General features: G+C 63.8%; 26 protein-coding genes. 9 read left to right on the top strand and 17 right to left on the bottom strand.

The window, feature by feature from the left end; genetic code table 11:
* The 6 genes from OC450_RS14725 to OC450_RS14700 form a co-directional block, all read right to left on the bottom strand.
* Window positions 1–2,364 carry an ABC transporter permease gene (locus OC450_RS14725; RefSeq protein WP_262048141.1) on the bottom strand — a complete coding sequence of 788 codons (2,364 nt, stop codon included), beginning with the start codon at window positions 2,362–2,364 and terminating at the stop codon, window positions 1–3.
* Window positions 2,365–2,368: 4 nt separating this feature from the next.
* Window positions 2,369–3,076 carry an ABC transporter ATP-binding protein gene (locus OC450_RS14720; RefSeq protein WP_262048140.1) on the bottom strand — a complete coding sequence of 236 codons (708 nt, stop codon included), beginning with the start codon at window positions 3,074–3,076 and terminating at the stop codon, window positions 2,369–2,371.
* On the bottom strand, window positions 3,073–3,513 hold the full coding sequence (locus OC450_RS14715; protein WP_262048139.1) for a hypothetical protein: 441 nt from the start codon (window positions 3,511–3,513) through the stop codon (window positions 3,073–3,075). The genes OC450_RS14720 and OC450_RS14715 overlap by 4 nt, the downstream gene beginning before the upstream one ends.
* Before the next feature lie 13 nt (window positions 3,514–3,526).
* Window positions 3,527–4,201 (bottom strand): methyltransferase family protein, encoded by a 675-nt coding sequence (locus OC450_RS14710; protein WP_262048138.1) that lies wholly within the window; start codon window positions 4,199–4,201, stop codon window positions 3,527–3,529.
* Window positions 4,201–4,458: a DUF2933 domain-containing protein gene (locus OC450_RS14705; RefSeq protein ID WP_262048137.1), complete on the bottom strand. Its 258-nt coding sequence runs from the start codon at window positions 4,456–4,458 to the stop codon at window positions 4,201–4,203. The genes OC450_RS14710 and OC450_RS14705 overlap by 1 nt, the downstream gene beginning before the upstream one ends.
* Before the next feature lie 149 nt (window positions 4,459–4,607).
* A complete protein-coding gene (locus OC450_RS14700) occupies window positions 4,608–5,267 on the bottom strand; it encodes a Spy/CpxP family protein refolding chaperone (protein WP_262048136.1) in 660 nt (219 codons plus the stop codon).
* Window positions 5,268–5,452: 185 nt separating this feature from the next.
* Between OC450_RS14700 and OC450_RS14695 the strand changes: the two genes are divergently transcribed.
* Entirely contained in the window at window positions 5,453–5,722 is a 270-nt protein-coding gene (locus OC450_RS14695; protein ID WP_262048135.1) for a hypothetical protein, read from the top strand.
* Window positions 5,723–5,812: 90 nt separating this feature from the next.
* Here the strand turns inward: OC450_RS14695 and OC450_RS14690 are convergent, their stop codons facing one another.
* The 4 genes from OC450_RS14690 to OC450_RS14675 all read right to left on the bottom strand — a co-directional run bounded on the left by OC450_RS14690 (window position 5,813) and on the right by OC450_RS14675 (window position 8,075).
* Window positions 5,813–6,295, bottom strand: a complete 483-nt coding sequence (locus OC450_RS14690) for a DUF411 domain-containing protein (RefSeq protein WP_262048134.1) — start codon at window positions 6,293–6,295, stop codon at window positions 5,813–5,815.
* Window positions 6,296–6,308: 13 nt separating this feature from the next.
* On the bottom strand, window positions 6,309–6,749 hold the full coding sequence (locus OC450_RS14685; protein ID WP_262048204.1) for a cupredoxin family protein: 441 nt from the start codon (window positions 6,747–6,749) through the stop codon (window positions 6,309–6,311).
* 35 nt (window positions 6,750–6,784) lie between these two features.
* On the bottom strand, window positions 6,785–7,321 hold the full coding sequence (locus OC450_RS14680) for a Spy/CpxP family protein refolding chaperone (protein ID WP_262048133.1): 537 nt from the start codon (window positions 7,319–7,321) through the stop codon (window positions 6,785–6,787).
* Between the two features lie 133 nt (window positions 7,322–7,454).
* Window positions 7,455–8,075, bottom strand: a complete 621-nt coding sequence (locus tag OC450_RS14675) for a class I SAM-dependent methyltransferase (RefSeq protein WP_262048132.1) — start codon at window positions 8,073–8,075, stop codon at window positions 7,455–7,457.
* A 34-nt stretch (window positions 8,076–8,109) separates the two neighbouring features.
* Here OC450_RS14675 and OC450_RS14670 point away from each other — a divergent pair, with 34 nt between their 5' ends.
* Together OC450_RS14670 and OC450_RS14665 are read left to right on the top strand one after the other, a co-directional pair.
* Window positions 8,110–8,898: a nucleoside phosphorylase gene (locus tag OC450_RS14670; protein WP_262048131.1), complete on the top strand. Its 789-nt coding sequence runs from the start codon at window positions 8,110–8,112 to the stop codon at window positions 8,896–8,898.
* A 154-nt stretch (window positions 8,899–9,052) separates the two neighbouring features.
* Entirely contained in the window at window positions 9,053–9,256 is a 204-nt protein-coding gene (locus OC450_RS14665) for a GDCCVxC domain-containing (seleno)protein (RefSeq protein ID WP_262048130.1), read from the top strand.
* A 216-nt stretch (window positions 9,257–9,472) separates the two neighbouring features.
* Here the strand turns inward: OC450_RS14665 and OC450_RS14660 are convergent, their stop codons facing one another.
* From OC450_RS14660 to OC450_RS14640, 5 genes are all read right to left on the bottom strand, one after another.
* Window positions 9,473–12,664 (bottom strand): efflux RND transporter permease subunit, encoded by a 3,192-nt coding sequence (locus tag OC450_RS14660; RefSeq protein ID WP_262048129.1) that lies wholly within the window; start codon window positions 12,662–12,664, stop codon window positions 9,473–9,475.
* Window positions 12,661–14,088 (bottom strand): efflux RND transporter periplasmic adaptor subunit, encoded by a 1,428-nt coding sequence (locus OC450_RS14655; RefSeq protein ID WP_262048128.1) that lies wholly within the window; start codon window positions 14,086–14,088, stop codon window positions 12,661–12,663. The genes OC450_RS14660 and OC450_RS14655 overlap by 4 nt, the downstream gene beginning before the upstream one ends.
* An 82-nt stretch (window positions 14,089–14,170) precedes the next feature.
* Window positions 14,171–14,563, bottom strand: a complete 393-nt coding sequence (locus tag OC450_RS14650; protein ID WP_262048127.1) for a FixH family protein — start codon at window positions 14,561–14,563, stop codon at window positions 14,171–14,173.
* 98 nt (window positions 14,564–14,661) lie between these two features.
* Window positions 14,662–15,027 carry a hypothetical protein gene (locus OC450_RS14645; RefSeq protein ID WP_262048203.1) on the bottom strand — a complete coding sequence of 122 codons (366 nt, stop codon included), beginning with the start codon at window positions 15,025–15,027 and terminating at the stop codon, window positions 14,662–14,664.
* Between the two features lie 101 nt (window positions 15,028–15,128).
* Entirely contained in the window at window positions 15,129–15,404 is a 276-nt protein-coding gene (locus OC450_RS14640; RefSeq protein WP_262048126.1) for a metal-sensitive transcriptional regulator, read from the bottom strand.
* Between the two features lie 50 nt (window positions 15,405–15,454).
* Here OC450_RS14640 and OC450_RS14635 point away from each other — a divergent pair, with 50 nt between their 5' ends.
* The gene (locus OC450_RS14635) at window positions 15,455–17,884 is read left to right on the top strand and encodes a heavy metal translocating P-type ATPase (protein WP_262048125.1); all 2,430 of its coding nucleotides are present in this window, start codon (window positions 15,455–15,457) and stop codon (window positions 17,882–17,884) included.
* Window positions 17,885–18,099: 215 nt separating this feature from the next.
* Here the strand turns inward: OC450_RS14635 and OC450_RS14630 are convergent, their stop codons facing one another.
* Window positions 18,100–18,327 (bottom strand): hypothetical protein, encoded by a 228-nt coding sequence (locus OC450_RS14630; RefSeq protein ID WP_262048124.1) that lies wholly within the window; start codon window positions 18,325–18,327, stop codon window positions 18,100–18,102.
* A gap of 258 nt (window positions 18,328–18,585) precedes the next feature.
* On the opposite strand from OC450_RS14630, the gene OC450_RS14625 reads away from it, so the two are divergent.
* The 5 genes from OC450_RS14625 to xerC all read left to right on the top strand — a co-directional run bounded on the left by OC450_RS14625 (window position 18,586) and on the right by xerC (window position 23,340).
* The gene (locus tag OC450_RS14625; protein ID WP_262048123.1) at window positions 18,586–19,251 is read left to right on the top strand and encodes a hypothetical protein; all 666 of its coding nucleotides are present in this window, start codon (window positions 18,586–18,588) and stop codon (window positions 19,249–19,251) included.
* Window positions 19,248–19,784, top strand: a complete 537-nt coding sequence (locus OC450_RS14620; protein ID WP_262048122.1) for a hypothetical protein — start codon at window positions 19,248–19,250, stop codon at window positions 19,782–19,784. The genes OC450_RS14625 and OC450_RS14620 overlap by 4 nt, the downstream gene beginning before the upstream one ends.
* A 150-nt stretch (window positions 19,785–19,934) precedes the next feature.
* A complete protein-coding gene (locus OC450_RS14615; protein WP_262048121.1) occupies window positions 19,935–20,423 on the top strand; it encodes a hypothetical protein in 489 nt (162 codons plus the stop codon).
* Window positions 20,420–22,375, top strand: coding sequence for an AAA family ATPase (locus tag OC450_RS14610; protein ID WP_262048120.1), 1,956 nt, complete (start codon window positions 20,420–20,422; stop codon window positions 22,373–22,375). Before OC450_RS14615 ends, OC450_RS14610 begins: the two co-directional genes overlap by 4 nt.
* Window positions 22,376–22,479: 104 nt before the next feature.
* Window positions 22,480–23,340: a tyrosine recombinase XerC gene (xerC, locus tag OC450_RS14605; protein WP_262048119.1), complete on the top strand. Its 861-nt coding sequence runs from the start codon at window positions 22,480–22,482 to the stop codon at window positions 23,338–23,340.
* Here xerC and OC450_RS14600 read toward each other — a convergent pair.
* Window positions 23,312–23,758, bottom strand: a complete 447-nt coding sequence (locus tag OC450_RS14600) for a site-specific integrase (protein ID WP_262048118.1) — start codon at window positions 23,756–23,758, stop codon at window positions 23,312–23,314. The two genes, xerC and OC450_RS14600, sit on opposite strands and share 29 nt — an antisense overlap.
* Between the last annotated feature and the right edge of the window lie 246 nt (window positions 23,759–24,004).

The following is a 24,004-nucleotide window of genomic DNA, read 5'->3' as shown; positions in this document are numbered from 1 at the left end:
CTAGTCTCGCGTCTTGAGGACCGCGACGAGGTCCAGTTTATCGATGCGTTCGCGGATCACCGCCGCGGAGGCGACCGCAGCCAGCACCACCACCGACGTGGCGATGACGTAGGTCGAATGCTCCACCACCAGCCGGACGCGCATCAGTTCTCCGGCCAAGTTCGTCTTCATGACCCATGCGAGGCCGTAGCCCATCAACCAACCCGGCGGCTGGGCGATCAGCGTCAGGATCGCGAGCTCGAGCAGGAGGATGCGCAGCACCTCGCCGCGCGTGAAGCCGAGCACCCGCAGGCTGGCCAGCTCGCGGGCGCGCTCGGACAGCGAAATCCGGGCGTTGTTGTAGACCACGCCGAACGCGATCACGGCGGCGAGCCCGGTGTAGATGCTCGCCATCGTGGTGATGAGCAGCGCGACGGTCTTGCGGAAGTTGGCCAGGGACACGCGCTGCAGCGCCACGCCGCCGACCGTCGGCATGGACTTCACCGCCGCGTAGAAGTCCTCCTTCCGGTTCTCGTCGAGGCTGAGGTTCACGCTGTTCACGACGGGCGCCTCCCGCATCAGCTTCCGCAGCGCCTCGATGTCCATCATTCCCCGGATGCCGAAATAGTCCTCGACGGTGGCCACGATCGGCATCGTCACGGTGCGACGGGCTCCCTCCAGCAAATCGAGCTCGACGGTGTCACCCGCCCCCACCCCGAGGATGCGACCGAGCATGATGGAGATCGCGAGGCCCGTCTCCGGAAGCGCGACGGGCCGGAGGTCGGCGTCGATGATGCGCCTGAGGTCGGCATCGGCGGGCCGGCCGCTTATCGTGATCCGCCGTTCGACGTTGCCATGGCGGATCCGGACGGGCACCTCGCGGAACGGCTCGGCCGCGAGGACGCCCGGAAGCCGGCTCACCTGCTCCACCACGTTCTCGATCCGCTTCTCGGAAAAGCCGATGGTCGCGTCCTGCCGGTCGGCAAGGAAGTAGGTTACGTCTATCAGTTGCTCCATCGTGTCCCGCGTGAACAGCGAGACGACGAGGATCGCGGTGGCGAGAGCCATCCCGAGCGCCGTGAACGCGGCCCGGACGGGATGCCGCGCGACGTTACGGATCATCATGAGCGTCGGCTGCGACACGATCTGGTCGAGCTGGATGCTCTCCGGCAGGAGCCGGCGATAGACCGGCGGGGCCGGCGGTTGCATGGCGACGGCCGGCGGCAGCTTCACCACTTCGCGCAGCGCCCGCAGCGCGCCGATCGCGGCGGCGGCTGCGCTGAGCGCGCCTGCGGTGAAGTACAGGTCCGGCGCCTTCGCGAACACCAGGAACGGGAAGTGGAAGAAGTCGCCGAACAGCCCGGTGACGCGCAATCCGAGCCAGGTGCCGACGACGCCGCCCAGCGTGATTCCGATCACGACGATCAGGGCTACGAATTTGAAGTAGTGCAGCACGATGCTGCCATCGGAATAGCCCAGCGCCTTGAGCAGACCGATCTGCTCGCGCTCGAGCGCGACCAGCCGCGTCAGGGTGAGATTGACCAGGAAGGCGGCCACCAGCAGGAAGATCGGCGGCAGCGTGCGGCTCATGTTGTTGAGCATGTCGAGCTCATGATCGAGCCAGGCGTGCGAGGTCTGGTCCTTCCGGCCGTGGGCCGCCTGCCCGCCGTACGGGTCGAGCAAAGAGTCGAGCCGCGCGATCACCTCGCGCTCGGATGCGCCGGGCTGAAGCTTGACCGATACCGCCGAAAAAGCGCCGTCGAGATCGTAGACGCCGGCGAGCGCCCTTTCCGACATCCATACGATGGCGTAGCGGCGGTCATCTGGCATCAGATCGCCCGGCCCGACGGTGTAGACGAACTCGGGGGACAGCGCCGTGCCGACGATTACGAGCTCGCGCTTCTTGCCGTTCAGGATGGCCGAGAACCGCGCCCCTTCGGAGAACCCATGGGCCCGCGCGAAAGGCTCGTTAACGACGACTTCTTCGGTCCGTCCCGGCTCCGGAAGGCGCCCGGAGCGCATGTAGAGCCGGTTGAGATGCGGCTCGCCGCTGTCGGGCAGCGAAACGAACTGCGCGCTTGCGGGCTCCGAGAACCCGGGAATGTCCAGCAACGCGAGCTTGGCGATCCGGGTGTCGACGGCGGCGACGCCGGGTATCTCGCCGACCCTGCCGGCGAGCGCCTTGGGGGCGCGCTTCGCCTGCGCGAATACGTCGCCAAAGCCGTAGCGTTCGTAGTACGCGATCCGAGTCTCCTCCAAGGATCGATGGGAGCCGACCGCGAGCACCAGCGTCGCAACGCCCCCTCCGACGACCAGCGCGACGGCGAGCACCTGCGCCCAGAGCCGCCTGACGTCCCGGAACAGCTTGATGTCGAGCGCCGTCATGACGTCACCACGTGAGCTCGGCCGCTTCCCGCCGGGTCTCGTTCTTCTGGGTCCTGGAGATCCGGCCGTCGGCGAAGAACAGCACCCGGTCGGCGACCTCCTGGATGCTGGCGTTGTGCGTGATGATGACGGTCGTGGTGCCGAGCTGCCGATTCACCCCGAGCAGCGCCTCGATGACGCGAATGCCGGTTTTCGAGTCCAGAGCCCCGGTCGGCTCGTCGCAGAGCAGCACCGCCGGTCGTTTCGCTATCGCGCGGGCTATGGCCACGCGCTGCTGCTCGCCGCCGGATAGCTGGGCGGGAAAGTGGTGCATCCGCTCTTCCAGGCCCACCAGAGCCAAGGCGTCAGCGGGACGCATCGGTCGATTGGAAACCTCCGTCACCAGCGCCACGTTTTCGAAAGCCGTGAGGCTCGGCACCAGATTGTAGAACTGGAAGACGAAGCCGACGTGGTCGCGGCGGTACTTCGTGAGCTCGCGGTCTTCCAAATCGGTCAGGTCGAGATCGCGGAAGAACAGCCGGCCGCTGCTCGGCCGGTCGAGGCCGCCCATGATGTTCAGCAAGGTTGTCTTGCCGCTGCCGGAGGGACCCAGCAGCACGACGACCTCCCTCTCGGCGATCTCAAGATCGACGTCGTTGAGGGCATGAACCTTCACTTCGCCGGAGACGTAGGTCTTGGTCAGTCCTTTAGCCGTGAAGACGGGCTGCGTCATGAACGGACCGCCTCCCACGCGAACGCCGCCAGGCTGAACGCCCATACCAGCGCCATTCCCAGCAACACCCACTTGAAGTCGGAATCGATCATGAAGTTGACGGCCGCCATCAAGCCGATCGAGGCTGCGCCGGCGACCGCGGCGCCGGCCGCAGCGAGCGGATGGTGATCGCGGAAGGACGTTGCCGCCAAGGTGATCGCCAGAACGCCCGTCGCGGCGATGTAGCCGCCCATCACGCGGAACACGTGAACGAGCCAGGATCCCAGCCTGCCTCCGACCAGTTGCAGCTCGGCCGGGGTCAGATTCATGAACCTGACGTCCTCGGGCAGCAGCGAGGGCCGGACGAACAGGAAATAGAGGCCGACCCCGATCAGCAGGACTCCCGATCCGGCGAGGAGGAGCGAGGAAAGCGTCCACCGGGCTCCTGCCTCGCGCATCGGGCCGCCTCCATCAGCCGTGGCGATAGTCGCTCGAGGGCGCCCGTCCCAGAACACGGCCGAGCTTCGGAATGAATCCCGGCACCTCGGCGGCGTAGAGGTCGTATGCTGCGCCGAATTGCGCTCTCGCGTCCCGCTCCTCGCCGCGCGCCAGCTTCACGTACATGGCGGTCAGCACCGGAAACATCGCCAGCGTGAGGATCGTCGGCCACTGCAGAAGGAAGCCGAACATGACGAGGATGAAACCGACGTACTGCGGGTGCCGGACGTAGCTGTAGGGGCCTGTGGTCGCGAGGCCGCGGGTCTGCTGCGCATCGTACAGCACTCTCCACGCGGCGGAGATCAGGACGAAGCCCGCGCCGATGAAGATGAAGCTCAGGATGTGGAACGGTCCGGCGTGCGGATTTGTCTTCCAGCCGAACATCATCTCGAGCAGATGGCCAGCGTCGTGCGAGAACCAGTCGATGTTCGGGTAGTGCGACTGAAGCCAGCCCGACAGGAAGTAGATGGTGAGCGGAAAGCCGTACATTTCCACGAACAACGCCACCAGGAAGGCGCTGAAGGCGCTGAACGAGCGCCAATCGCGCGAGGTCTGCGGCTTGAAGAAGCTGTAGGCGAACAGGATGAAGACCGCCGAATTGACGATGACCAGGCCCCAGAGGCCGTAGGCGGGCGCTGTGTCGTGCATCACTCCCCCCTTTTGTCTGACGGCGGGGGCTCTGCGTGATGGTGGCCGTGGCCGCCGTGATGCATGAACATGTGCATCAGCAAGCAACCGAACAACGGAAGCCAGACCAGAAGCCCGAGCACGTGAGCCCTGTGCTCGGTGAACAGCAGCCCGCCGGCGATGATCAGGAATCCGATCAGAACCAAGCCGCCCTTGGATTTCGTGGACATGCCCTGTTGCGGGCGTTCTAGATGCGCGGGATGGTCCTGCACCGACATAGTCTGGCTCCTATCATTGATCGGAGCTTAGCGGCGCCGTTGCCATCATTGTTGCGCTAGATCAACGGCGGCAGGCCCGTAATACTCGCTGGCCTTGATCGTGGGCGCCACACCGAGCCAACGGGGACCGCCGACTCGCGCCCCGAAGGTCATTGCATCGGCTTGCCGGGCTGCATTCCCATGCCCATCGTCGCTCCGTCCCGCATCGCGGACATCATCGGCATCATGCCCATCTGCGGCGCGAGCAGTTCGTCGGCGGCCTTCTTCTGCTCGTCGGAAAACGTCGAGACCAGGTTCGTGAGCGCCGATTTCATCGCGCGGGTGCCTTCGAGCCGTGCCGCGAGCCATTTTTCCTGGAACGCGAGCTTTTCGACCAGACCGGCACCGGCACCCTGCTGCGACATCATCGAGCCGCGCATCTCTCCCAACGTTTTGGCGTTGGTCCTCAGCGCGTCGGCGAACGCGTTCCAGGCGGGCTGTTGCGCCTCGGTGATCTTGAGCTCGGTGCGGAGGAACGCGACCCGGCCCTCGATATGATCGATCGTATCCATGCCCATTCCGTCGCCGGACTGCCGCATCATCTCCATCATCTTCGCCATGTCCATCATGGGCATCTTCCCGCCCATCATTCCGCCGCCATTCATGCCCTGAGAGCCGGCAGGCGCCCGCTGGTCTGCCTTTGGCGTGGCCTGCTCCTGCTTCTGCTTCTGGTCGGGGTGATGCCCTTCGTGTTCCGCGGCCGATTGGGCCCAGGCGGCGTGCCCGAGCGTCGTGGCGAGTAGTGCGGCGGCGATGGTCATAGCGCGCATGGCAAGCTCCTGGTCGTGGATGGCCGGCACTCAGGATGACTCGTTCCCCACGCCGGCCGCTTGATGCACGTCAATAGGATGATGCAGGCGGCGCTCGGCACCGCTGCGATCTCTACTTGCGATGGATCAAGGAGCGGCCCGCTGTTCTCTGCTTCGATGTGCCACCATTTACCGGGAGAACGGACATGATCACCAGAACGCTGATTGCCATCGTTGCCGCCGCCGCGCTTGCCGTGCCGGCGATGGCGCAGACCACGGACAAAGAAAAGAACGGTCACCACTATAGCGGCGGGCCGAAGACCGAGGTCCCTCATCACATGGGCAAGAAGGACATGGGCACGGTCGGCTCCTCCAAGGAGACCGTCGGCTCCGCCAAGGACGGCGCGTCCGGAGGCCATCACTACACGGGCGGCCCCGGCACTTCGTCGCCCCACCACATGGGTGACAAGAAGTAACGACGCGTCCACCCCGTTCGCGCCGGCGTGAGCCGTCGCGCACGGAGCGCGCACCTTCAGTAGGTCGTCATCGGCACGCCTGCCGTGACGTCAGCCGACGGCTCGGTCTCCGACGAACCGCATGAACGTCTTCTGTCCGTCGGCTCCGAACAACATCACCGAATAGGCCGCGGGCCGCCCGCCTTCCATGCCGGGCGACCCGATCGGCATGCCGGGGACGGCCACACCTTTCGCATTTGGGCGCTCGGCGAGCAGGCGGCGTATGGCCGCCGCCGGCACGTGCCCTTCGACGACGTAGCCGGCGACCTCGGCGGTATGACATGCCGTCAGGTCGGCCGGAACGCCAAGGCGGCTCCGGATCGATTCCAGATCGGCGGTCTCGTCCACTCTTACGACAAACCCGGCGTCGCGCAGATGCTGCACCCAGCCCGCGCAGCAGCCGCAGTTCGGATCCTTGTGGACCGTGACGGCCAGCTCTTCGGCAAAGGCAGCGGCCACGGGTGCGATCAGTACCGCGGCAGCGACAAATCCCAGGACCGATCGGCGACTGGGCGGACAGGCTTCATGCTTCATCTCGACCTCCTGTTCACTTGACCGTCACATGCCCGGTCATGCCGTACTCCCGATGGTTCGGAATCAGGCACGAATATTCGAACGTCCCTGGCTTCGTGAACCTCCACAGCACCTCCGCCGTCTTCTTCGGCGCGACGCGGACGCCATTCGGCTCGTCGTGCTCCATGTGCGGATGCTTCTTCATGACGGCCGCGTGCTTCAGGTTCTCCTGCGTGGTCGCCAGCAGGAATTCGTGATCTTCGGTCCCGACGTTGCGCAGCACGAACCGGATCTGCTCGCCCCGCTTCACCTCGATGCGGCTCGGTTCGTAGTCCATCTCGCTCATCGCGATCTCGATGGTGCGCGCCGGCTGCGATGGATCGCCGGGTTCTCCAGCCGAGTAGGATGCGTGATTGCCGTGTTCGTGCGCCCGTGCGGCCGTGGCGGTCGCCAAAGACGCAGCGAGGGCGAGCATTCCGATGCGAGAGATCCCGTTCAAGCACTTGTCTCCTAGTTGTCGTGGTGGTGGTGCTGCTGTTGCATCGGCCCTGCGCTCGAATACCCGCGCAGCTCGGCGTATTTCGCCAATTGGGAGCTGTCGAGGGTCGCTGCGGTGAGCAGATGGTACTTGAGGTGAGCTTCGCGAAGCTCGCCTTGTGTCTTCGCGATAGCCGCGGTCGCGGATCTCAGGCTATCCGGGCTGATGGTCCGGGTGGCGAACTGCCGATCCAGATTGCTCTCCTCCTCGATCAGCCTGTTGCCGATCGGCGTTGTCTCCACCTTCATCGCCGCGAACATCTCTTGGACCTTCGTCCGCTGCTCCGCGCTCAATCCCAACCGATCCGCGAGGTCCAGCACGTGCGAGGGGCCCGGATACCCGTTGAGTTCGGCCGCGAGTGCGAGCCCCATGCCGCGGCCGGCGCGCAGGTCGGCGACCTGCTGGTCCGACAGGGCCTTGACCGGACGAGACTCCATGCCGGCGTAAGGGTTCTCCGCCCAGGCGAGCGCCGGGGCAAGGAAGGCGACGAGGAACGCGATCTTCTTCATGGGATTTCAGCCTCATGTCCGTGGAATCGAGCCAATTTAGCCTACTCGGCCGATTGCGGAATATGCGTCCGCCTCACGGTTTCGTCAGGACACCTGCAGGAAATCTGCTCTTGGGAAGCTTGCTTCCGTGCTCTCACACTCTCAGAAAGCGGCTGAATTGAAAGCGCTGCGTATTTCCGCCCGGGGTCACATGATCGTGCCGCCGGGAAGCGACGAGCTCGAAGGAAGGCCCCAGCGTCGCTGCCAACGCTTCCGGATCGTACCGGACGATCGGGAGGCCACTGCACCTTTCGGGACCATCGGACGCGAAAGTCGCGATGATCACATGACCGCGGGGACGTACTGCCTTCTTCAGACAAGCGACGTACGCCTCGCGGTCGGCGGAGTCCGTCAGGAAGTGGAAAGCGGCCCGATCGTGCCACAGGTCGTAAGTGTCCGAAGGATTCCAGGTGGTGACGTCCGCGACGATCCAAGCGACCGAGTCTCCACGCCGACCAAGCCGCATCTTCGCTGCTTCGAGCGCCTTGGCCGAGAGGTCCAGTACCGCAACCCGGCTGAAGCCCCGCTCTAGCAAACCATCGACCAGGCGCGAAGCGCCGCCTCCGACGTCGATGATGCGCGCGTCGGTCGAGATGCCGGCCTCCGCGATGACATCGAGCGATGGAGCCGGATCCTCCTGAAACCAGCTTACTTCCCTTTCCGCTTTGGTCGCGTATACGCTCTGCCAATGAGCCTGGCGGTCGAGGTCGTTCATGGCTTCCGTCCCTCCATCGATTCAAGGTGCATAGATGGCCATTCCCCCTATCCTCGACAACAAGGACCCGGCGGCTCCTTCCGTCTTCGTACCGGCTGCCCTGATGCGGGAAGCACGTCGACAGAAGAACTTGTGGGAGGTCGGCGTCCCCTCCGTTTGCCTGCTCGATCCGGACGGCGATGTCGTGCGCCATCTTCGCCGGACAGGGCGCGCAAAGCCCTTCGGAGGCTGGCCATGCTACCACACGGAGCTCGACGTGTTCTCCCTTGCCGGAAGGGAGGTCGGCATCGTCGGGCGAGCCGTGGGGGCCTCCTTCGCCGTTCTGGTGGCCGAGGAACTGTTTGCCAGCGGCTGCCGTCTGCTGATCAGCTTGACGTCGGCTGGTCAGATCGTCGCCGCCGGCGAACCGCCGTACTTCATCATCATCGAAAGGGCGCTTCGCGACGAGGGAACGAGCTACCACTACGCTCCGCCTTCGGAGTACGCCAGCGCTTGTCCTCGCCTGCTGAAGGCCGCAACGGAAGCAATCAAGCTCGGTGGACCGCGAACGATCGTGGGCGCAAGCTGGACCACCGATGCCCCGTTCCGCGAGACCAGCCAAGCCGTACAAGCAGCCGCGGACCGTGAAATCCTTGCGGTCGAGATGGAAGCGGCCGCGCTTTACGCCTTCGCCACCGCCACCGAACGCAAGGTACTCTGCCTCGCTCACGTGACGAACACCATGGCTCAAAAGGGCGCGGACTTCGAGAAGGGTGAAGACGACGGCGCGGTGGACGCCTTGGCGATCCTGGGCCCAATCGTAGCTGCTTTGGCTGAGGAATAGCGGGAGCACCTTCTGCGCCCACCTCCCGGCCGACTCCGGGCCGGCCCGCTGGGTTTCTCGCCTGGCGGCCGCGCACGTCGCCGTCGTTGCCGAAACGGCGCAGGGCTGGCAGGATGGCACCACGGCTTCGGACGACTGCAGGCAAGAGGAATGCATGAATTTGGAATCGACCCTCACGTGCCCGGCGTGCGCTCATCAAAAGACCGAAACCATGCCGACGGATGCCTGCCAGTTCTTTTACGACTGCGAAGAGTGTGGCCTTCGCCTCAAGCCCAAGAAGGGCGACTGCTGCGTGTTTTGTTCCTACGGGACCGTCCCATGCCCTCCGATTCAAACGAAGGGCTCATGCTGTTCGTGAACCGATGCCGGAGATCCCGTTCGCCTCGCACCCTAGCCTAGAGTGCTGCTACGCAACGGGAGAGCTCATAAAGGGCGGCACCGAATGCTCCTCAATCCTTGAGGAGATACTTCAGCAACGCTGCAGCCGCCAGCATCAGAACGATCACGACAAGGGCGAACGTGAGCCCCATCGTGCTGCTCATTCCTGACATCATGTCGTGCATCATGACTCACCTCATTCGGCCGGCTCCGACACTCGCAATTTCAGGACGGTTGGCTTCGTCACTTCCGGCGCTTGTCCCTGGGTCTTGTCTTCGGGAGGCAAGCGGAAGCCTTTGACCATCCCGAAGATGGCGGGGATCACGATCAACGTCAGGAGCGTCGACGAGATCATGCCGCCGATCATCGGCACCGCGATCCGCTGCATGATCTCGGAGCCGGTCCCGGTGCTCCACATGATCGGCAGCAGCCCCGCCATGATGGCGACAACGGTCATCATCTTGGGGCGGACCCGCTCGACTGCGCCTTCCATGATCGCCGCATGCAAATCCTGCCGGCTGATAGCTCGGCCCTCTGCGGCTCGCATCGCCCTCACCTCGGCCAGGGCGTGATCGAGGTAGATGAGCATGATGACACCCGTTTCGGCGGCGACGCCGGCCAGCGCGATGAATCCGACGGCGACGGCGACCGACAGGTTGAAGCCAAGCCACCACATCATCCAGATGCCGCCGACCAGCGCAAAGGGCAGCGAGAGCATGACGATCATCGTCTCCGTCATGGCCCTGAAGTTCAGATACAGCAGCAGGAAGATGATCGTCAGGGTCACCGGCACCACGATCTTCAGGCGCGCTGCAGCCCGCTGCAGGTATTCGTACTGCCCACTCCAGACCACGTAGTAGCCGGCCGGAAACTGGATGCTTTCGGTCACGGCGCGCTGCGCGTCGGCGACGTAGCTGCCGATGTCCCGATCCCGGATGTCGACGTAGATGTAGGTCGCGAGCTGCCCGTTCTCGGTCCGGATCGAGGTCGGTCCGCGCGCCGGTTCGACCTTGGCCACCTCGCCGAGCGGCACCGCTCCTCCGGCCGGCATCGGCACCAGGATGTCGCTGGCGATGGCTTTGGGATTGTCTCGGAGGTCGCGCGGATAGCGCATGTTCACGGTGAATCGCTGTCGACCTTCGACCGTCGTTGTGACCGTCTGGCCACCGAGCGCCGCCGCGATGGTGTCCTGGACGTCCTGGATCAGGATGCCGTAGCGGGCGAGCGCCTCGCGATCCGGTGAGATCTCCAGATAGTACCCGCCGATGCCTCGCTCGGCGTAGGCCGACGAGGTCCCAGGCACCGCCTTGATGACACGCTCGATCTGCTTGGCGAGCCTGTCGATCTCGACCAGGTCAGTGCCCATCACCTTCACGCCGATCGGCGTGCGGATGCCCGTCGACAGCATGTCGATGCGTGCCTTGATCGGCATGGTCCAGGCGTTCGAGACCCCGGGAAACTGCAGCGCCTTGTCCATCTCGGCGATCAGCCCGTCGACGGTGAGACCGGGGCGCCACTGCTCCTTCGGCTTCAGATTGACCACGGTCTCGAACATCTCCGTCGGAGCCGGATCGGTCGCGGTCGCCGCCCGCCCCGCCTTGCCGTAGACCGAAGCGACCTCCGGGAATGACTTGATGATCCGGTCCTGGGTCTGCATCAGCTCGGCCGCCTTCGTGACGGAGATGCCCGGCAGCGTGGTGGGCATGTAGAGCAGCGTGCCCTCGTTCAGCGACGGCATGAACTCGGTGCCGAGCTGGCGAGCTGGCCAGATTGAGACGGCCAGAACGGCTATGGACGCGAAGATCACCAGCGTCTTTGCCCGCAGCACACCCCTGATGACGGGCCGGTAGATCCAGATCAGGAAGCGGTTGATGAAATTCCTGCTTTCCGGAACGATCCTGCCGCGGACGAAGATCACCATCAGCGCCGGCACCAGCGTCACCGACAGCAGCGCCGCTGCGGCCATGGAGAACGTCTTGGTGAAGGCGAGCGGGCTGAACAGCCGCCCTTCCTGGGATTCCAGGGTGAAGATCGGCATAAACGATACGGTGATGATCAGCAGGCTGAAGAACAGCGCGGGGCCGACTTCGGACGCCGCATCGATCAGAATCTGGACGCGGGACTCACCGGGCTTGGCCCGCTCCAGGTGTTTGTGGGCGTTCTCGATCATGACGATGGCCGCATCCACCATGGCACCGATCGCGATCGCGATCCCGCCGAGGCTCATGATGTTCGATCCCAGCCCGAGCAGCTTCATGGCGCCGAACGCCATCAGGACGCCGACCGGCAGCATCAGGATGGCGACGAGCGCGCTGCGGACGTGCAGCAGGAAGACAATGCAGACGAGTCCGACGACGATGCTTTCTTCAACGAGCGTGTGCTTGAGGGTCTCGATGGCCGCGTAGATCAGGTTGGAGCGGTCGTAGACCGGGACGATTTCGACGGATTTAGGCAGGCTGCTCGCGATCTCCTTAAACCGCTTCTTGACGTTCTCGATCACGTCGAGCGCGTTGACCCCGAAGCGCTGCAGCACGATGCCGCTGGCGACCTCGCCCTCGCCGTTCAGTTCCGCGATGCCGCGTCGCTCGTCGGGACCAAGTTCCACGCTGGCCACATCGCGCAGCAGCACCGGCGTGCCGTTGCTGGTCTTCAGCACGATGTTGCCGAGATCGTTGATGCTCTTGACGTAGCCCTTGCCGCGGATGACGTACTCGAACTCGGACAGCTCCACGGTCCGACCGCCGACGTCCGCGTTCGACGCGCGGATAGCCTCACGGACCTTCTGCATGCTGATGCCGCGGTCGCGCATCCGCTGCGGGTCGAGGACCACGTTGTACTGCTTGACGAAGCCGCCGATGCTGGCGACCTCGGCGACGCCCCCGGCCTTGGCGAGTGCGAACTTCAGATTCCAGTCCTGGATCGTGCGCGTGTCCGCGAGGTTCAATTCCTTGGACATTACCGCGTACTGGTAGACCCAACCGACGCCGGTCGCATCGGGACCGATGGTCGGAGTGACACCCGCGGGAAGCCGCGAGGTCGCGCTGTTCAGGAATTCCATGACGCGCGAGCGCGCCCAGTAGATGTCGGTGCCGTCCTCGAAGATCACGTAGACGAACGAGACGCCGAAGAAGGAGAAGCCGCGCACCACCTTCGACTTCGGCACGGTAAGCATGGCTGTCGTCAGTGGATAGGTGACCTGATCCTCTATGACCTGCGGCGCCTGGCCGGGGTACTCGGTGTAGACGATCACCTGGGTATCCGAGAGATCCGGGATGGCATCGAGCGGCAGATGGACCAGCGCGTACAGCCCGGCGGCCGCCGCGAAGCCGGTGCCGAACAGGACGAGAAGCAGGTTGCGCGCAGACCAGGAGATGATGCGGGCGATCATTTGTGCTCTCCATGGGCGTGGTCGCTCGCAGCGTCCGGTGACGGGTTCGCATCGGCGAAGCCTTTCAGCGCGGCCTTGAGGTTGCTCTCCGCGTCGATCAGGAAGTTCGCGGACGTGACGACCACCTCCCCGTCCTTGAGGCCGTCGCGGACTTCGATGTAGCCGCCGCCACGGCGCCCGAGCTTCACGTCCCGCGGCTCGAACCTGCCTTCGCCCTTGTCGACGAGAACGGCCTGGCGGGTCCCGGTGTCGAGCACCGCGCTATCCGGCACGGCAAGCACCGGCGATCCGTCCGCGGTGTCGATGTCGGCATCGACGTACATGTCCGGCAGCAAGGCCGCGTCCGGATTCGAAAGCTCGATCCGGACGCGCGCCGTGCGCGTGTCGCGGTTCACCTGCGGATAGATCGCGGCGATCTTGCCGGAGAAGGTCCGGCCCGCGAAGCTGCGCGCCCGGATCGTCACGGGCTGCCCCACGGCGATGTTGCCGAGGTCGCGCTCGGCGACGTCGACGAGGGCCCACACCACCGAGGTGTCCGCGATCCGGAACAGCACGTCGCCGGGGTTGGCCCGCATGCCTTCGATGGCGTTGCGCTCGAGCACGATGCCGTCGCGCGGCGCCGTCCATTGCACCGTCACCGGAGCGACCTTCGACTTCTCCATCGCGGTGATGACCGGCTCCGGAACGTCAAGATTGGTCAGGCGCTGACGCGAGCCGCGGCCGTAGAGCTCCACGCCGCCGACCACCTTCGAATTGAGCGTCGCGAGATATTCCGCCGCCGCGGAAGCGATGGCGGAACTGTAGACCTCCATCAACGGCTGGCCCGCCTTCACCCGGGTGCCCGTGGTGACGTCGGCGATCTTCTGCACGAAGCTTTCCGAGCGCATCGCTATGACCGAGATCCGCCGCTCGTCGAGCTGGATCGTGCCGGGCGCCTTGACGGCAACGCGAATGCTGCGCCGCTCGACGGGCTCGGACTTCACGCCGGTGCGCTGGATCTTGCCAGGCGACAGCTTCACCGTGCCGTCGTCGGTGTCGTCGCCTTCGTAGACGGGGACGTAGTCCATCCCCATCTGATCCTTCTTCGGCACCGGCGAGGTATCCGGCAGCCCCATCGGGTTGCGGTAATACAGGATCTTCCGCGACGCGTTCGCCTGCTGCGGCTTTGCCTTCGGCTCGCTCGCCGGGCCGTCCTCGTCGTAGACCGGCAGGTAGTCCCGCCCGCGGTCGTCCTTCTTCGGGCCTGCCGACCAAAGCGGCGCACCGCTCGGATCGCGGTAGTAGAGCGGAGTTTGATCGACGACGGGAGCCGCCGTGGTCGCCTCGGCGTGAACGGACCAACGATCGCCGTTCACGGACCAGTAGGCGCCGAGGCCCAAGCCGCCCGTCAATGCGAGTACCGTCAGAAGACGTTGCGTGTTCATGGTGTGCTACCCGCGCGCTCGGGGCGCGCGTCCATGTGAACGAGAAGAGAAGTTCGGGCGCCCTCGGCGGACGCCCGAAGGCTCACTTGGTGGCCTTGACGACGACCTTGCCGGTGACCGTCTCCGACTCGCCCTGCACCTTCGCCGACAGCGTCACCTGATAACGGCCGGCCATCGGCAGGTCCGTCTTGAAGGCGTAGACGCCCGGTTCCTTCGACGGCAGCGGCGTGACCGCCGATTCCATCTCGGCCATGCCGTCGGGCGCCATGTCGACGCGGGTCTTGAAGATCACCGCGTCCGGCACCGGCTTGCCGGTCTGCTTGTTCGTCAAGCGAACGGCCAGCGTGACGTCGTCGCCCTTCTTCATCTCCGGATTGACCGGCTCGAAGGTGAAGTCGCCGGCGCCCGCCATGGCGGCCGAAGCGACGAGCGAAAGGGTGGCGGCAAGAGCCGCAGTCGTGAATTTGGAAAGCATTGTTCTGTCCTCATGAATTGATCTCGGCCGCGGCGCCTAGGGGCGCGCGCGTGGGTCGACTGCGCGTGCGAGCGTACGCGCGCAGGGCTTTCGCGAGATCAGATTCGAGGAGGTCGGAAGGGCGGACTGCCACCACGGAAATCGACGACCTGGTCCGAGGGAATTGCGATGGTACTCGCCGCCACGGCGGATACGCCGAACGCGACGGGACGAACGTCACCGATGGCGATGGCCCCGCCGATGCAGCAGAAGCTCATCCCGCACTTGTAGCTATCCTTCGAAGACGTCTTTCCGTCCATGTCGTCCGGACAGCAGTCCATCGACATGTCGGTGTGGTCCGTCATCTGCATGGCGAGCTTCATATCGCTCGACGACATCCCGCGCGCAGCGGCCGACGCGCCAAGCGGCAGCATCGCCAGCGAGACGGCGATCGCGAACGCCAGGATGGTACGGACGAGCCGCATCGAGATCATTTACCTTTCGGGCCGCAGCGCGGCCTGAGTAGCATATTCCGGCTCAGTACGCAGTCCTTGATCCGGGTCAAGCATCCGTGACCGCCGCCGGGTTACCTGTCCACCCGGCCGACGACGTCCATCAGTTCCGCGATCTTGCGGCGCTGATCGGCCTTGTCGCCGCTGTTGATCGCGTGTTCCACGCAATGGGCCACGTGATCCCTCAGAATCTCTTCTTCGACGCGGCGGAGCGCGGAACGGACCGCCGAGATCTGAGTGACGATGTCGATGCAGTACCGGTCTTCGTCGACCATCTTCGCGAGCCCGCGAACCTGGCCTTCGATCCGGTTCAGGCGTTTCTGACAGGAAGCCTTGATGTCGTTCCTCATGGCCCGTATATACCCCCCTAGGGTACTTTCCGCAAGAGACGGAGCGAACGATGGTTAAGCAAGACGGTGCCAAATCCGGATCGAACCAGGGAAGTTGTTGTGCCGGCTCGCATTCCCCTGCCGCCGGATCCGCGGGCGATCATGCCCACCATCACCACGATCACTCCAACCACGATCACGCCGTCGGTACAGTCTTAGACCCCGTTTGCGGGATGAAGGTCGATCCCGCTACCGCTCGCCACAAGATCGACCATGGCGGGAAGACCTTCTATTTCTGCTCGGAGCGCTGCCGGACGAAATTCGAAGCTGATCCCGCCAAGTACGCCCACGGAAAGGCGCAGCAGGCACCCCCGGCGGACGTGCCGGAAGGCACTATCTACACCTGCCCGATGCATCCGCAGATCCGCCAGGTCGGGCCGGGCAATTGTCCCATCTGCGGCATGGCGCTCGAACCCGAGGTCGCGACCGCGGACACGGGCCCCAATCCGGAGCTGATCGACATGACCCGCCGGTTCTGGGTGGGTCTCGCGCTGTCCGTTCCGGTCGTGATCCTCGAAATGGGCGGCCATCTCGTCGGCGCCCATGGCTGGATCGAGCAGTCGCTTTCGAACTGGATTCAGTTCGTTCTCGCCACGCCTGTCGTGTTGTGGGCCGGTTGGCCGTTCTTCGTGCGCGGCTGGCACTCGGTTCTGACCCGCAACCTGAACATGTTCACGCTGATCGCCATGGGCACCGGCGTGGCCTGGATCTACAGCGTGGTCGCCACCGTCGCGCCGGGGGTCTTTCCCTCCACGTTCAGGGCGCACGATGGCGCCGTCGCAGTCTACTTCGAAGCCGCGGCCGTGATCACGGTGCTCGTCCTACTCGGCCAGGTGCTCGAGCTGCGCGCGCGCGAGGCGACCTCGGGCGCCATCAAGGCCCTGCTTGACCTCGCGCCGAAGACGGCACGCCGAGTGCGCGCAGATGGCAGCGACGAAGAGGTTCAGATCTCGGAGCTGCAGGTCGGCGACCGGCTGCGCGTGCGGCCAGGCGAGAAGGTGCCCGTCGACGGCGAGATCGTCGAGGGCCGGTCGTCGCTCGACGAGTCCATGGTGACCGGCGAATCCATGCCCGTCAGCAAGGAGACGGGCGGGAAGGTCATCGCGGGCACGCTGAACCGCTCCGGCGGCTTCGTCATGCGCGCGGAGAAGGTCGGCAGCGACACAATGCTGTCCCAGATCGTCCAGATGGTCGCGCAGGCGCAGCGCTCGCGCGCGCCGATCCAGCGTCTGGCCGATCAGGTCGCCGGCTGGTTCGCCCCTGCCGTCATCGTGATCGCGGTCGCAGCGTTCGCGGTCTGGGCGGTCTACGGTCCGGAGCCGCGGCTCGCCTTCGGCCTCGTCGCCGCCGTCAGCGTCCTCATCATCGCCTGCCCGTGCGCCCTCGGGCTCGCCACCCCGATGTCGATCATGGTCGGCGTCGGGCGCGGCGCCCAGGCCGGCGTGCTCATCAAGAATGCCGAAGCGCTTGAGCGCATGGAGCGGATCGATACCCTGGTTGTCGACAAGACGGGCACCCTCACCGAGGGCAAGCCGAAGGTCGTCGCCGTCAAGGCCGTACAGGACTACTCCGAGGTCGAGGTGCTGCGGCTCGCCGCCAGCGTCGAACGCGCCAGCGAGCATCCGCTCGCCGATGCGATCGTGAACGAAGCCAAGGATCGGGGCATCCGGACGACCGACGTCCAGGACTTCGATTCGCCGGTCGGCAAGGGCGCACTCGGAACGGTCGACGGCAAGAAGGTGCTGCTCGGCAACGCAGCCTTCATGCGTTCGCAGGGAGTGGACGTGTCCGCGATGGAATCCGAGGCGGAGCGCCAGCGCGGCGAAGGTGCGACCGTCATCAACATGGCCGTCGACGGCAAGCTCGCCGGCATCATGGCGATTGCCGACCCCGTCAAGGGCTCCACGCCCGAGGCGCTGCGGGACCTCGCGGCGGAAGGCGTGAAGGTCATCATGCTGACCGGCGACAACCGGACCACCGCCCAGGCCGTGGCTCGCCGGCTGGGAATCGCAGACGTGGAAGCCGAGGTTCTGCCGGATCAGAAGAGCGCGGTGGTGACCAAGCTGCAGAAGCAGGGGCGGATCGTCGCGATGGCCGGCGACGGCGTGAACGACGCGCCCGCCTTGGCTGCCGCCGAGGTCGGCATCGCCATGGGCACCGGTACGGACGTCGCCATGGAAAGCGCCGGCATCACCTTGCTCAAGGGCGACCTGACCGGCATCGTTCGCGCCCGGCGCCTCTCGCGCGCGACGATGAGCAACATCCGGCAGAACTTGTTCTTCGCCTTCGCCTACAACGCGGCCGGCATCCCGATCGCGGCCGGCGTGCTCTATCCGACTTTCGGGCTTTTGCTGTCGCCGATCGTGGCGGCAGCGGCGATGGCACTGTCGTCCGTCAGCGTCGTAGGCAACGCGCTGCGGCTGCGGACAGCACGGGTCTAATATGGCGATGGGCGGTAGCGCCCCATGTCGCCGTGCATCTGGGAGCCGGCAAGTGGCGTTCTCTGCCTGACCGATTCAGGGGGAACTTTATGCTCCCGCAGCGAGTCGGCGTCCATGTGACTGAGGATTTCGACATTCGCATCGTTTATGGCCCCGGAAGTATTCTGAACCGCCCTCACCGCTTCCGCCTGATCGGCAAGCGCCCTTGGATCCAGCTACTCGCCCCTTGAGATCTTCGCCGTCCCCTGACGAATTTCGGCCTGATGGCTCTTTAGCCACTCTTCGATCGCCTTTTCCGCAAGCTCGAATGCCGGCTTGCCCATCGCCAGAGCTGCCAGCTTGAGCCGCCGGATCACGGACGGATCCATGTAGATAAGAATCTGGCTTCGGTTATCTGTCCGCTTCTTTCTAGCCTTCGCCGCCTTCTTCTTCGGCTCTCGCACCACAACCTCCCCCGGATCAGATAGCTGACCATCTAGGCTCTCTTAGCACCGCAGCGACTCGGGCGGAAGTGCTGATTTTCGGAAAAACCCAAGATATCCACATCCGTTAGAGGGGGCGCGGTCCTAGCTTCGAATAGTCCATGCGTGATCCTAGATAGCTAACTATCTTGACTCCAGTGACGCTCCCTGCTCTCTTTAGGCCAGCGGACTGGATGAGGCCAGCCGATCGGCCTTTTCCGGTGAAGTCGGAGACAGTTCGTGTCGCAGACAAAAGGCAGTTCACGTCGCTACCCATCGATCGATCTGCTTTCGGTCAGCGGCCGTGCTCTGATCGGCTGCGGAAATGAATCGAACTGTCGGAAGCTTGCAGTCCAGTTGACGTTGGATCCGGCTGTCCGCTCTCTGAGTTTTGTCCCCGCCCTGCCCCTCGCCGGCGAGCAAATCGAGGTCGGCATGCTGGTTGCTGAGCATGAAAATGGGTTCGTCGCATATGACATCGTGGACGAGCGCGTTGATCGAGACATCGATACCGAGGGAATGTTGTTGATCGCGCTTGATCAGCACGACATCACGCTACGCGCAGTGGACACATTTTCGATCTGTGCGCAGCCGCTCGCCCATCGGTGTGAGCGCATTTGGGAACATCGCGGGCTCGAAATCGCCCCTCATCTGGGCTCGAGAATTAAACGCGCTCTTGAGAGAGATTGCCTCAGCATTCGTGAACTGGGCCACGCCGTTGGGAAACGGAACATCATACCCATCGTCAGCAATTTGATCTGCAAACGCATTCTCTGCACCGACCTCGCGATCTTTCCCGATCTCGACGCTTGGGTGGCCCGTCGCTCCGATCGCCTGGTCGAGAACTCGTCACTGAGCTGCAGGACGGCGAAGTCGTCAAGTTCGAAACTCGGAGCCCCGAAATGACCTGGCAAGAGGAACTCATCCGGAGGAATCCAACCCTTTTCGTGCGGTCTTTCCGTGGGGTGCCCTTTGCGCCGGGATACCCGCGCTGCACCGCGGGTTGGCAGCATGTCGTAACACGTCTGGTCGAACGGGTGGCCGCGGCGGCGAACGACGGTTCTGTCTACTTCACCTGCATGGTCTGCGAACACGGCGTGCTGCGCACTCATTGGAGTAGTCGGTCGGAGATTTCGCAACGACAGGCCCTCAAAATCGAAGAAGCCATCGGGCTCGCCGAGGCTCGCTCCGCAAGCGCGTGCGTCGATTGCGGTGCCGAGGGGCGATTGTTCGCTACCGACTTCGTACTCGCACCGCTCTGCAAACTCCACCTGCGCGGCACGCCCGTTCCGATCGTCGCGGGTCGCGATGTCTTTCTTCGGCGGGGCGTCGTGAGGGAGCGCCCTGTTCTCATCAGATCCCGATACGACTGGGATGCGGACGCCTTCCTCGATCTTCCGATCTCCGCAGATCCAAAGGCGAAGGCGCCGCATGGATGATCGTGCACGCGCCGACGAGTGAGCGCCAAGAAAGGGCGAAAGATGGCCATAAAGAGAGGCGAACGACTGTCCCGCGTGGGCCAGTTCGTATCGGTGAAATGCGGAGGAATAGTCGTCCCGCTGCGGCATCCCCTCATGAGGGACGCGCTGATGCAGGCTTCGCTCGACCCGGCGGTCCGATCGATTGAGTATTTGCCGACGATTCCAACCGTGCCGACGACATGGGACGTCGACGCAATCGCGATCGAACGCGACCACGGCCGCTACTATCTCGACCTCATCGAAGCCAGGCCGCGCCGCTCCATTGCCCAGCGCCTCATGGTCGCCCATGCCTTGCTTGATCTGGGACTTCGACCGTTGGTCCAGACGGAGACTGATGTCATGCGCGAACCACGCTGCTCCAATGCCAGGACGGTGTTCGAGTATGCCGGTCGCCCGATCGACCTCGGGCTCCGCATGCAAATCCTCGGCGCGCTCACGGACGACGGCGCGATGCCGCTCGGCGAACTTCTGAGCCGCCTCCGGAGCCACCGCGATCCGGTGACTACTGTGATGTCCCTGGCTTGTCACGACCTCATCGAACTCGACCTCGTCTCGACGCCGCTGGGGCCGCACACAATGACGAGACTGCGAAAGTGAGCTTTGAACGACTGCGCTTTATCGGAGAAGACGAAGATTCAGAGACTACGGCGATGCCTGTCCGCGACAAGCGATCTCCAGCCGATGCGATAGTCGACGTGGCTTTTGAGCAGGCCATGACTTCGGCGCTCAGCCGCTCGCTTTCGGGGAAGGCAATATTGGCGGTCGTTGTCGTCGTTCCGACGGCTGCGTGGGTCGCGCCCTGCGAACGCTTCTGGAGACACCGCTTCGGTGACCGTTGGCATGTTGTCGCTCGAGACGGCGGAAATCGCGCCGAGCACAAGAGCACGGTTGGGAACTCAGTCATTGCTAAAGCGCTCGCAGAGGGCCGTCCGGTGGTTGGCATCGCGACCTCGACCAGCGTGCTGCCGTCCACTCTGATCGCCAGTATGGATCAGACGATCAATCTCGCCACCCCGACTGGCGGCACACTGAAAAAGGTCATCGAAAGACAGCTCGGTCGAGCCGTTGCCTTTCCTGTGCCCTCGCTGGTCGGGATCGGATTGGACATCGACGAGCTTGCCGCTACTTTCCGGCCAGGATCGACCTCTCGCCAGATCGTTAGCCGCATGGAGCGGGCCACGACGAGGAAGATCGGCTCCGACGATGATGATCGCTTGCCTTCTTTAGAGACCGCCTTGGAATTCGGAGCGGCTAGGAGCTGGGCTTTAGATCTTGCGCAGGATCTCGAAGACTATAGACAACTTAAGATAGATTTCAGTCAGGTATCACGATCCCTGATCGTATTTGGAGAATCGGGTACCGGCAAGACGATATTCGCGAGGATGGTATCCCGCTTTCTAGGCCTCCCCCTCCTTGCTTTTTCCATAGCGGATCTCTTTGCGAATTCGGACGGAATGCTCGGCGGTGTCGTCCAAGCGACAAACGCCATGTTCGAAAGGGCGTACGCATCTAAAAGTTGTGTTTTGTTCCTAGATGAGCTTGACGCTCTACCTGATCGCGCCACCCTTTCTCCGCGCGGTCGCGATTGGTGGCTACCTGTAGTTGCAAATTTCCTGGTCAAGCTGGATGGAGCTTTTTCGCGCGGGGGCCAGACGCGCAGCGGTGCCGGGCGCGGCGACGAAATAGTCTTTATTGGCGCTACGAATTACGTCGAACGTATCGATTCCGCGTTACTGCGGCCAGGTCGTTACGAACGGTGTATCGAGATTAGCCGTCCGGATCTTGCCGGCACAATCAATATCCTCGCCCATTACCTACCTGAGATCGAGGACGCCGACCGTGCCGAGCTTGGGCGGCTCCTGCGCGGATCGACCGGCGCTGAACTCATGATGGTGGCGCGGGACGCGCGGCGGATCGCACGCCGTGAAGCGCGCGGATTAGAGGTTGAGGACGTTCGTGCGGTTGCGCTCCCGAACGAGGCGATTCCCTCTGTGCGACTGCGTCGAATCTGCATTCATGAAGCGGCGCACGCGGTCGGAAGCTTGGCATTGGACTGCGGCACGTTGATCGGCATCGTCATTCAAACGCGGGTCGGCGAGGCCGCGCGAACCCAGATCGCCTACGACAATGACGACATGCCGACCCGGCGCGACTTCGAGTGCCGTGTCGTCGCCGCCCTGTGCGGTCGCGCGGCCGAGCGATTACTTATCGGAGAGGTCTCTGTTGGCAGCGGTCTCAGTGATCAGAGTGACATGGCGATGGCCACGCGCCTGATCGGATCGCTTCACACCACGGGTCTCGCGGGCGAGCTCGCGTTCACGGCAGACCAGGGACATGCCCTTGAGGCCGTGTCGCGCGATCGGACGCTGCGCCGTCGGGTAGAAGCCGATCTCGTCCGCTTGGAAAAGGAGGCCGAGCGGCTCGTTAAACGAAATCGGCATGCGATCCTGGCGATCGCCGACGCGCTTGCCGAAAGCCGATACCTCTCGGGTGAAGCGGTCCGCCAGATTTTCGACAGCACCAAGCGGCCGTACCGCTCCAAACCCTGATCGAAGCATGGAAGTGCACATGACTCCGGTAGCGAATTTTCTCAGAGTTACGTGCCTTTCGGCACGATGGTGATGAACGATCTTGCAGAAACGCGAGTCTTCCGATGATGTCCCGATTGCCTTTTGCCCCTGCAAGCGACCGTTGGCTTTCCGCCTTGAAGGCGGACGGCAAATCTCCGCATACGGTCGATTGTTATAGCCGCGATCTTCGAGATGTGGCGGCCATGCTGCAGATCGGAGAAGCCCGTCAGTTGGCAAAGGTGGACCAAAACGCTCTCGACAAGATGTCGAACGATTGGAAGTGCGCGGGGGTTTCTCCGGCGACGCGATACCGCCGGCTATGCGCCCTGCGCTCATTCGCCCGCTTTTTGACCGTCTCGGAGGGCTTACCATGCGCGGGAGTCCTTGCGGCTCAGTTGCCTTCTCTCGATCGCATGCCCCGACGCCTTCCGCCGGATGATCAGATGGATGACCTTTTGTCGTCTTTCGATGGCGCAGTAGACGATTGGGAGGCACTCCGGGATCACGCGATCAATCTGTTGATGAACGATGCCGGCCTGTCGGCCTCCGAAGCAGTGGCACTCGATCTTGGTGATGTCGGCGCATCCGTGGTGACCGTCAGGTCAACCACTTTTGCCCCGCGCACCGTCGCGATCACGGATCGGGCAAAAGGCGCCGTGAAACAGTATCGTTCAACCGTCCCTTTTCGTTTGACGATGAATGGCCCCCTTTTCGTCAACCGGCGGGGCACACGTATCTCGGTCCGGACGGTACAAGTGCGCTTTCGCAACCGTGTCCGGTTGCTTGGCATGGTCGGGGTTACCGGACCCGGCTCTTTGAGATGCCGCTGCGGCACCAAGCTTGCTGCGCAATCGGGATCGTCCGACATCGTGGCCTCCGTACTGGGCATTCATCCGCTCAGTACCCACCGGCTCTTCAATCGGTCTGGGGGAACAGAGATTTGACGAACCGATTGAACTCCTTGAGCCCTTTGAATCCTAACAGGTCTGCCACGTCCTCCAGGGTAGCACCGCGCTGGATGAGATCCCGGACGCAGGCTCTCCTGATAGCGCTTGGGGTAGCCGTGGGCCGTAAGCCGAGGATGAGCGATCTGCGCCTGATCTCAGCCAAGGCCAATTTGGCGAAGCGGTGCTGGTCTGAGGAGAACATCAACCCTTCTGCTGTGGGTCGGGAGAGGCTCTCGTACTTCCGCAGCCGATCACTAGACCAGACCAGCACGGGGACTTGCCGTGCCGCCTTTCCTTGCAGCGTCACTAGCCATTGCCCGACCTTCGATCTATCCGCATCCTTCCAGCGCAGGTTGGCGAGTTCGGAGGGCATCGCGCCGATCGAGTATATCAACGCCACCACGGCGTTCCACATGGCCGTTTCTCGGTCCTCCTCCGGCCCAAAGGATGCCAGAGCTTCGCACTCCGACGAGCTGGGTAGATTCTGCATGGCTCGACGTTCTCAGAGCCAGGTAAATGCTCCGTTTCGCCTTCAATTCGCTCGCGAATGCCATGGTTTTCGCCGTTGCCGCAACCGCAGCGAGTCCGGATTCGCGACGCAACTCACAATCAGAGATTTCGTCCGCGAATGCGCTCGCCACTGCATGCTCGGGCCAAATTT

The organism is Bradyrhizobium sp. Bra78, assembly GCF_024519855.1.
GTDB classification, from domain to species: Bacteria; Pseudomonadota; Alphaproteobacteria; order Rhizobiales; family Xanthobacteraceae; genus Bradyrhizobium; species Bradyrhizobium japonicum_G.
The sequence above is the reverse complement of the archived record's forward strand: the minus strand, read 5'-3'. Positions and strand labels throughout refer to the sequence as shown.

Coding starts and splice junctions, on each gene's coding strand:
- OC450_RS14725 (WP_262048141.1), bottom strand. CDS start 2,364: ATGACGGCGCTCGACATCAAGCTGTTCCGGGACGTCAGGCGGCTCTGG.
- OC450_RS14720 (WP_262048140.1), bottom strand. CDS start 3,076: ATGACGCAGCCCGTCTTCACGGCTAAAGGACTGACCAAGACCTACGTC.
- OC450_RS14655 (WP_262048128.1), bottom strand. CDS start 14,088: ATGAACACGCAACGTCTTCTGACGGTACTCGCATTGACGGGCGGCTTG.
- OC450_RS14615 (WP_262048121.1), top strand. CDS start 19,935: ATGCAGGCTTCGCTCGACCCGGCGGTCCGATCGATTGAGTATTTGCCG.
- OC450_RS14670 (WP_262048131.1), top strand. CDS start 8,110: ATGGCCATTCCCCCTATCCTCGACAACAAGGACCCGGCGGCTCCTTCC.
- OC450_RS14665 (WP_262048130.1), top strand. CDS start 9,053: ATGAATTTGGAATCGACCCTCACGTGCCCGGCGTGCGCTCATCAAAAG.
- OC450_RS14675 (WP_262048132.1), bottom strand. CDS start 8,075: ATGAACGACCTCGACCGCCAGGCTCATTGGCAGAGCGTATACGCGACC.
- OC450_RS14710 (WP_262048138.1), bottom strand. CDS start 4,201: ATGCACGACACAGCGCCCGCCTACGGCCTCTGGGGCCTGGTCATCGTC.
- OC450_RS14660 (WP_262048129.1), bottom strand. CDS start 12,664: ATGATCGCCCGCATCATCTCCTGGTCTGCGCGCAACCTGCTTCTCGTC.
- OC450_RS14620 (WP_262048122.1), top strand. CDS start 19,248: ATGACCTGGCAAGAGGAACTCATCCGGAGGAATCCAACCCTTTTCGTG.
- OC450_RS14690 (WP_262048134.1), bottom strand. CDS start 6,295: ATGAAGCATGAAGCCTGTCCGCCCAGTCGCCGATCGGTCCTGGGATTT.
- xerC (WP_262048119.1), top strand. CDS start 22,480: ATGATGTCCCGATTGCCTTTTGCCCCTGCAAGCGACCGTTGGCTTTCC.
- OC450_RS14650 (WP_262048127.1), bottom strand. CDS start 14,563: ATGCTTTCCAAATTCACGACTGCGGCTCTTGCCGCCACCCTTTCGCTC.
- OC450_RS14680 (WP_262048133.1), bottom strand. CDS start 7,321: ATGAAGAAGATCGCGTTCCTCGTCGCCTTCCTTGCCCCGGCGCTCGCC.
- OC450_RS14700 (WP_262048136.1), bottom strand. CDS start 5,267: ATGCGCGCTATGACCATCGCCGCCGCACTACTCGCCACGACGCTCGGG.
- OC450_RS14645 (WP_262048203.1), bottom strand. CDS start 15,027: ATGCGGCTCGTCCGTACCATCCTGGCGTTCGCGATCGCCGTCTCGCTG.
- OC450_RS14685 (WP_262048204.1), bottom strand. CDS start 6,749: ATGCTCGCCCTCGCTGCGTCTTTGGCGACCGCCACGGCCGCACGGGCG.
- OC450_RS14635 (WP_262048125.1), top strand. CDS start 15,455: ATGGTTAAGCAAGACGGTGCCAAATCCGGATCGAACCAGGGAAGTTGT.
- OC450_RS14695 (WP_262048135.1), top strand. CDS start 5,453: ATGATCACCAGAACGCTGATTGCCATCGTTGCCGCCGCCGCGCTTGCC.
- OC450_RS14640 (WP_262048126.1), bottom strand. CDS start 15,404: ATGAGGAACGACATCAAGGCTTCCTGTCAGAAACGCCTGAACCGGATC.
- OC450_RS14715 (WP_262048139.1), bottom strand. CDS start 3,513: ATGCGCGAGGCAGGAGCCCGGTGGACGCTTTCCTCGCTCCTCCTCGCC.
- OC450_RS14705 (WP_262048137.1), bottom strand. CDS start 4,458: ATGTCGGTGCAGGACCATCCCGCGCATCTAGAACGCCCGCAACAGGGC.
- OC450_RS14600 (WP_262048118.1), bottom strand. CDS start 23,758: ATGTGGAACGCCGTGGTGGCGTTGATATACTCGATCGGCGCGATGCCC.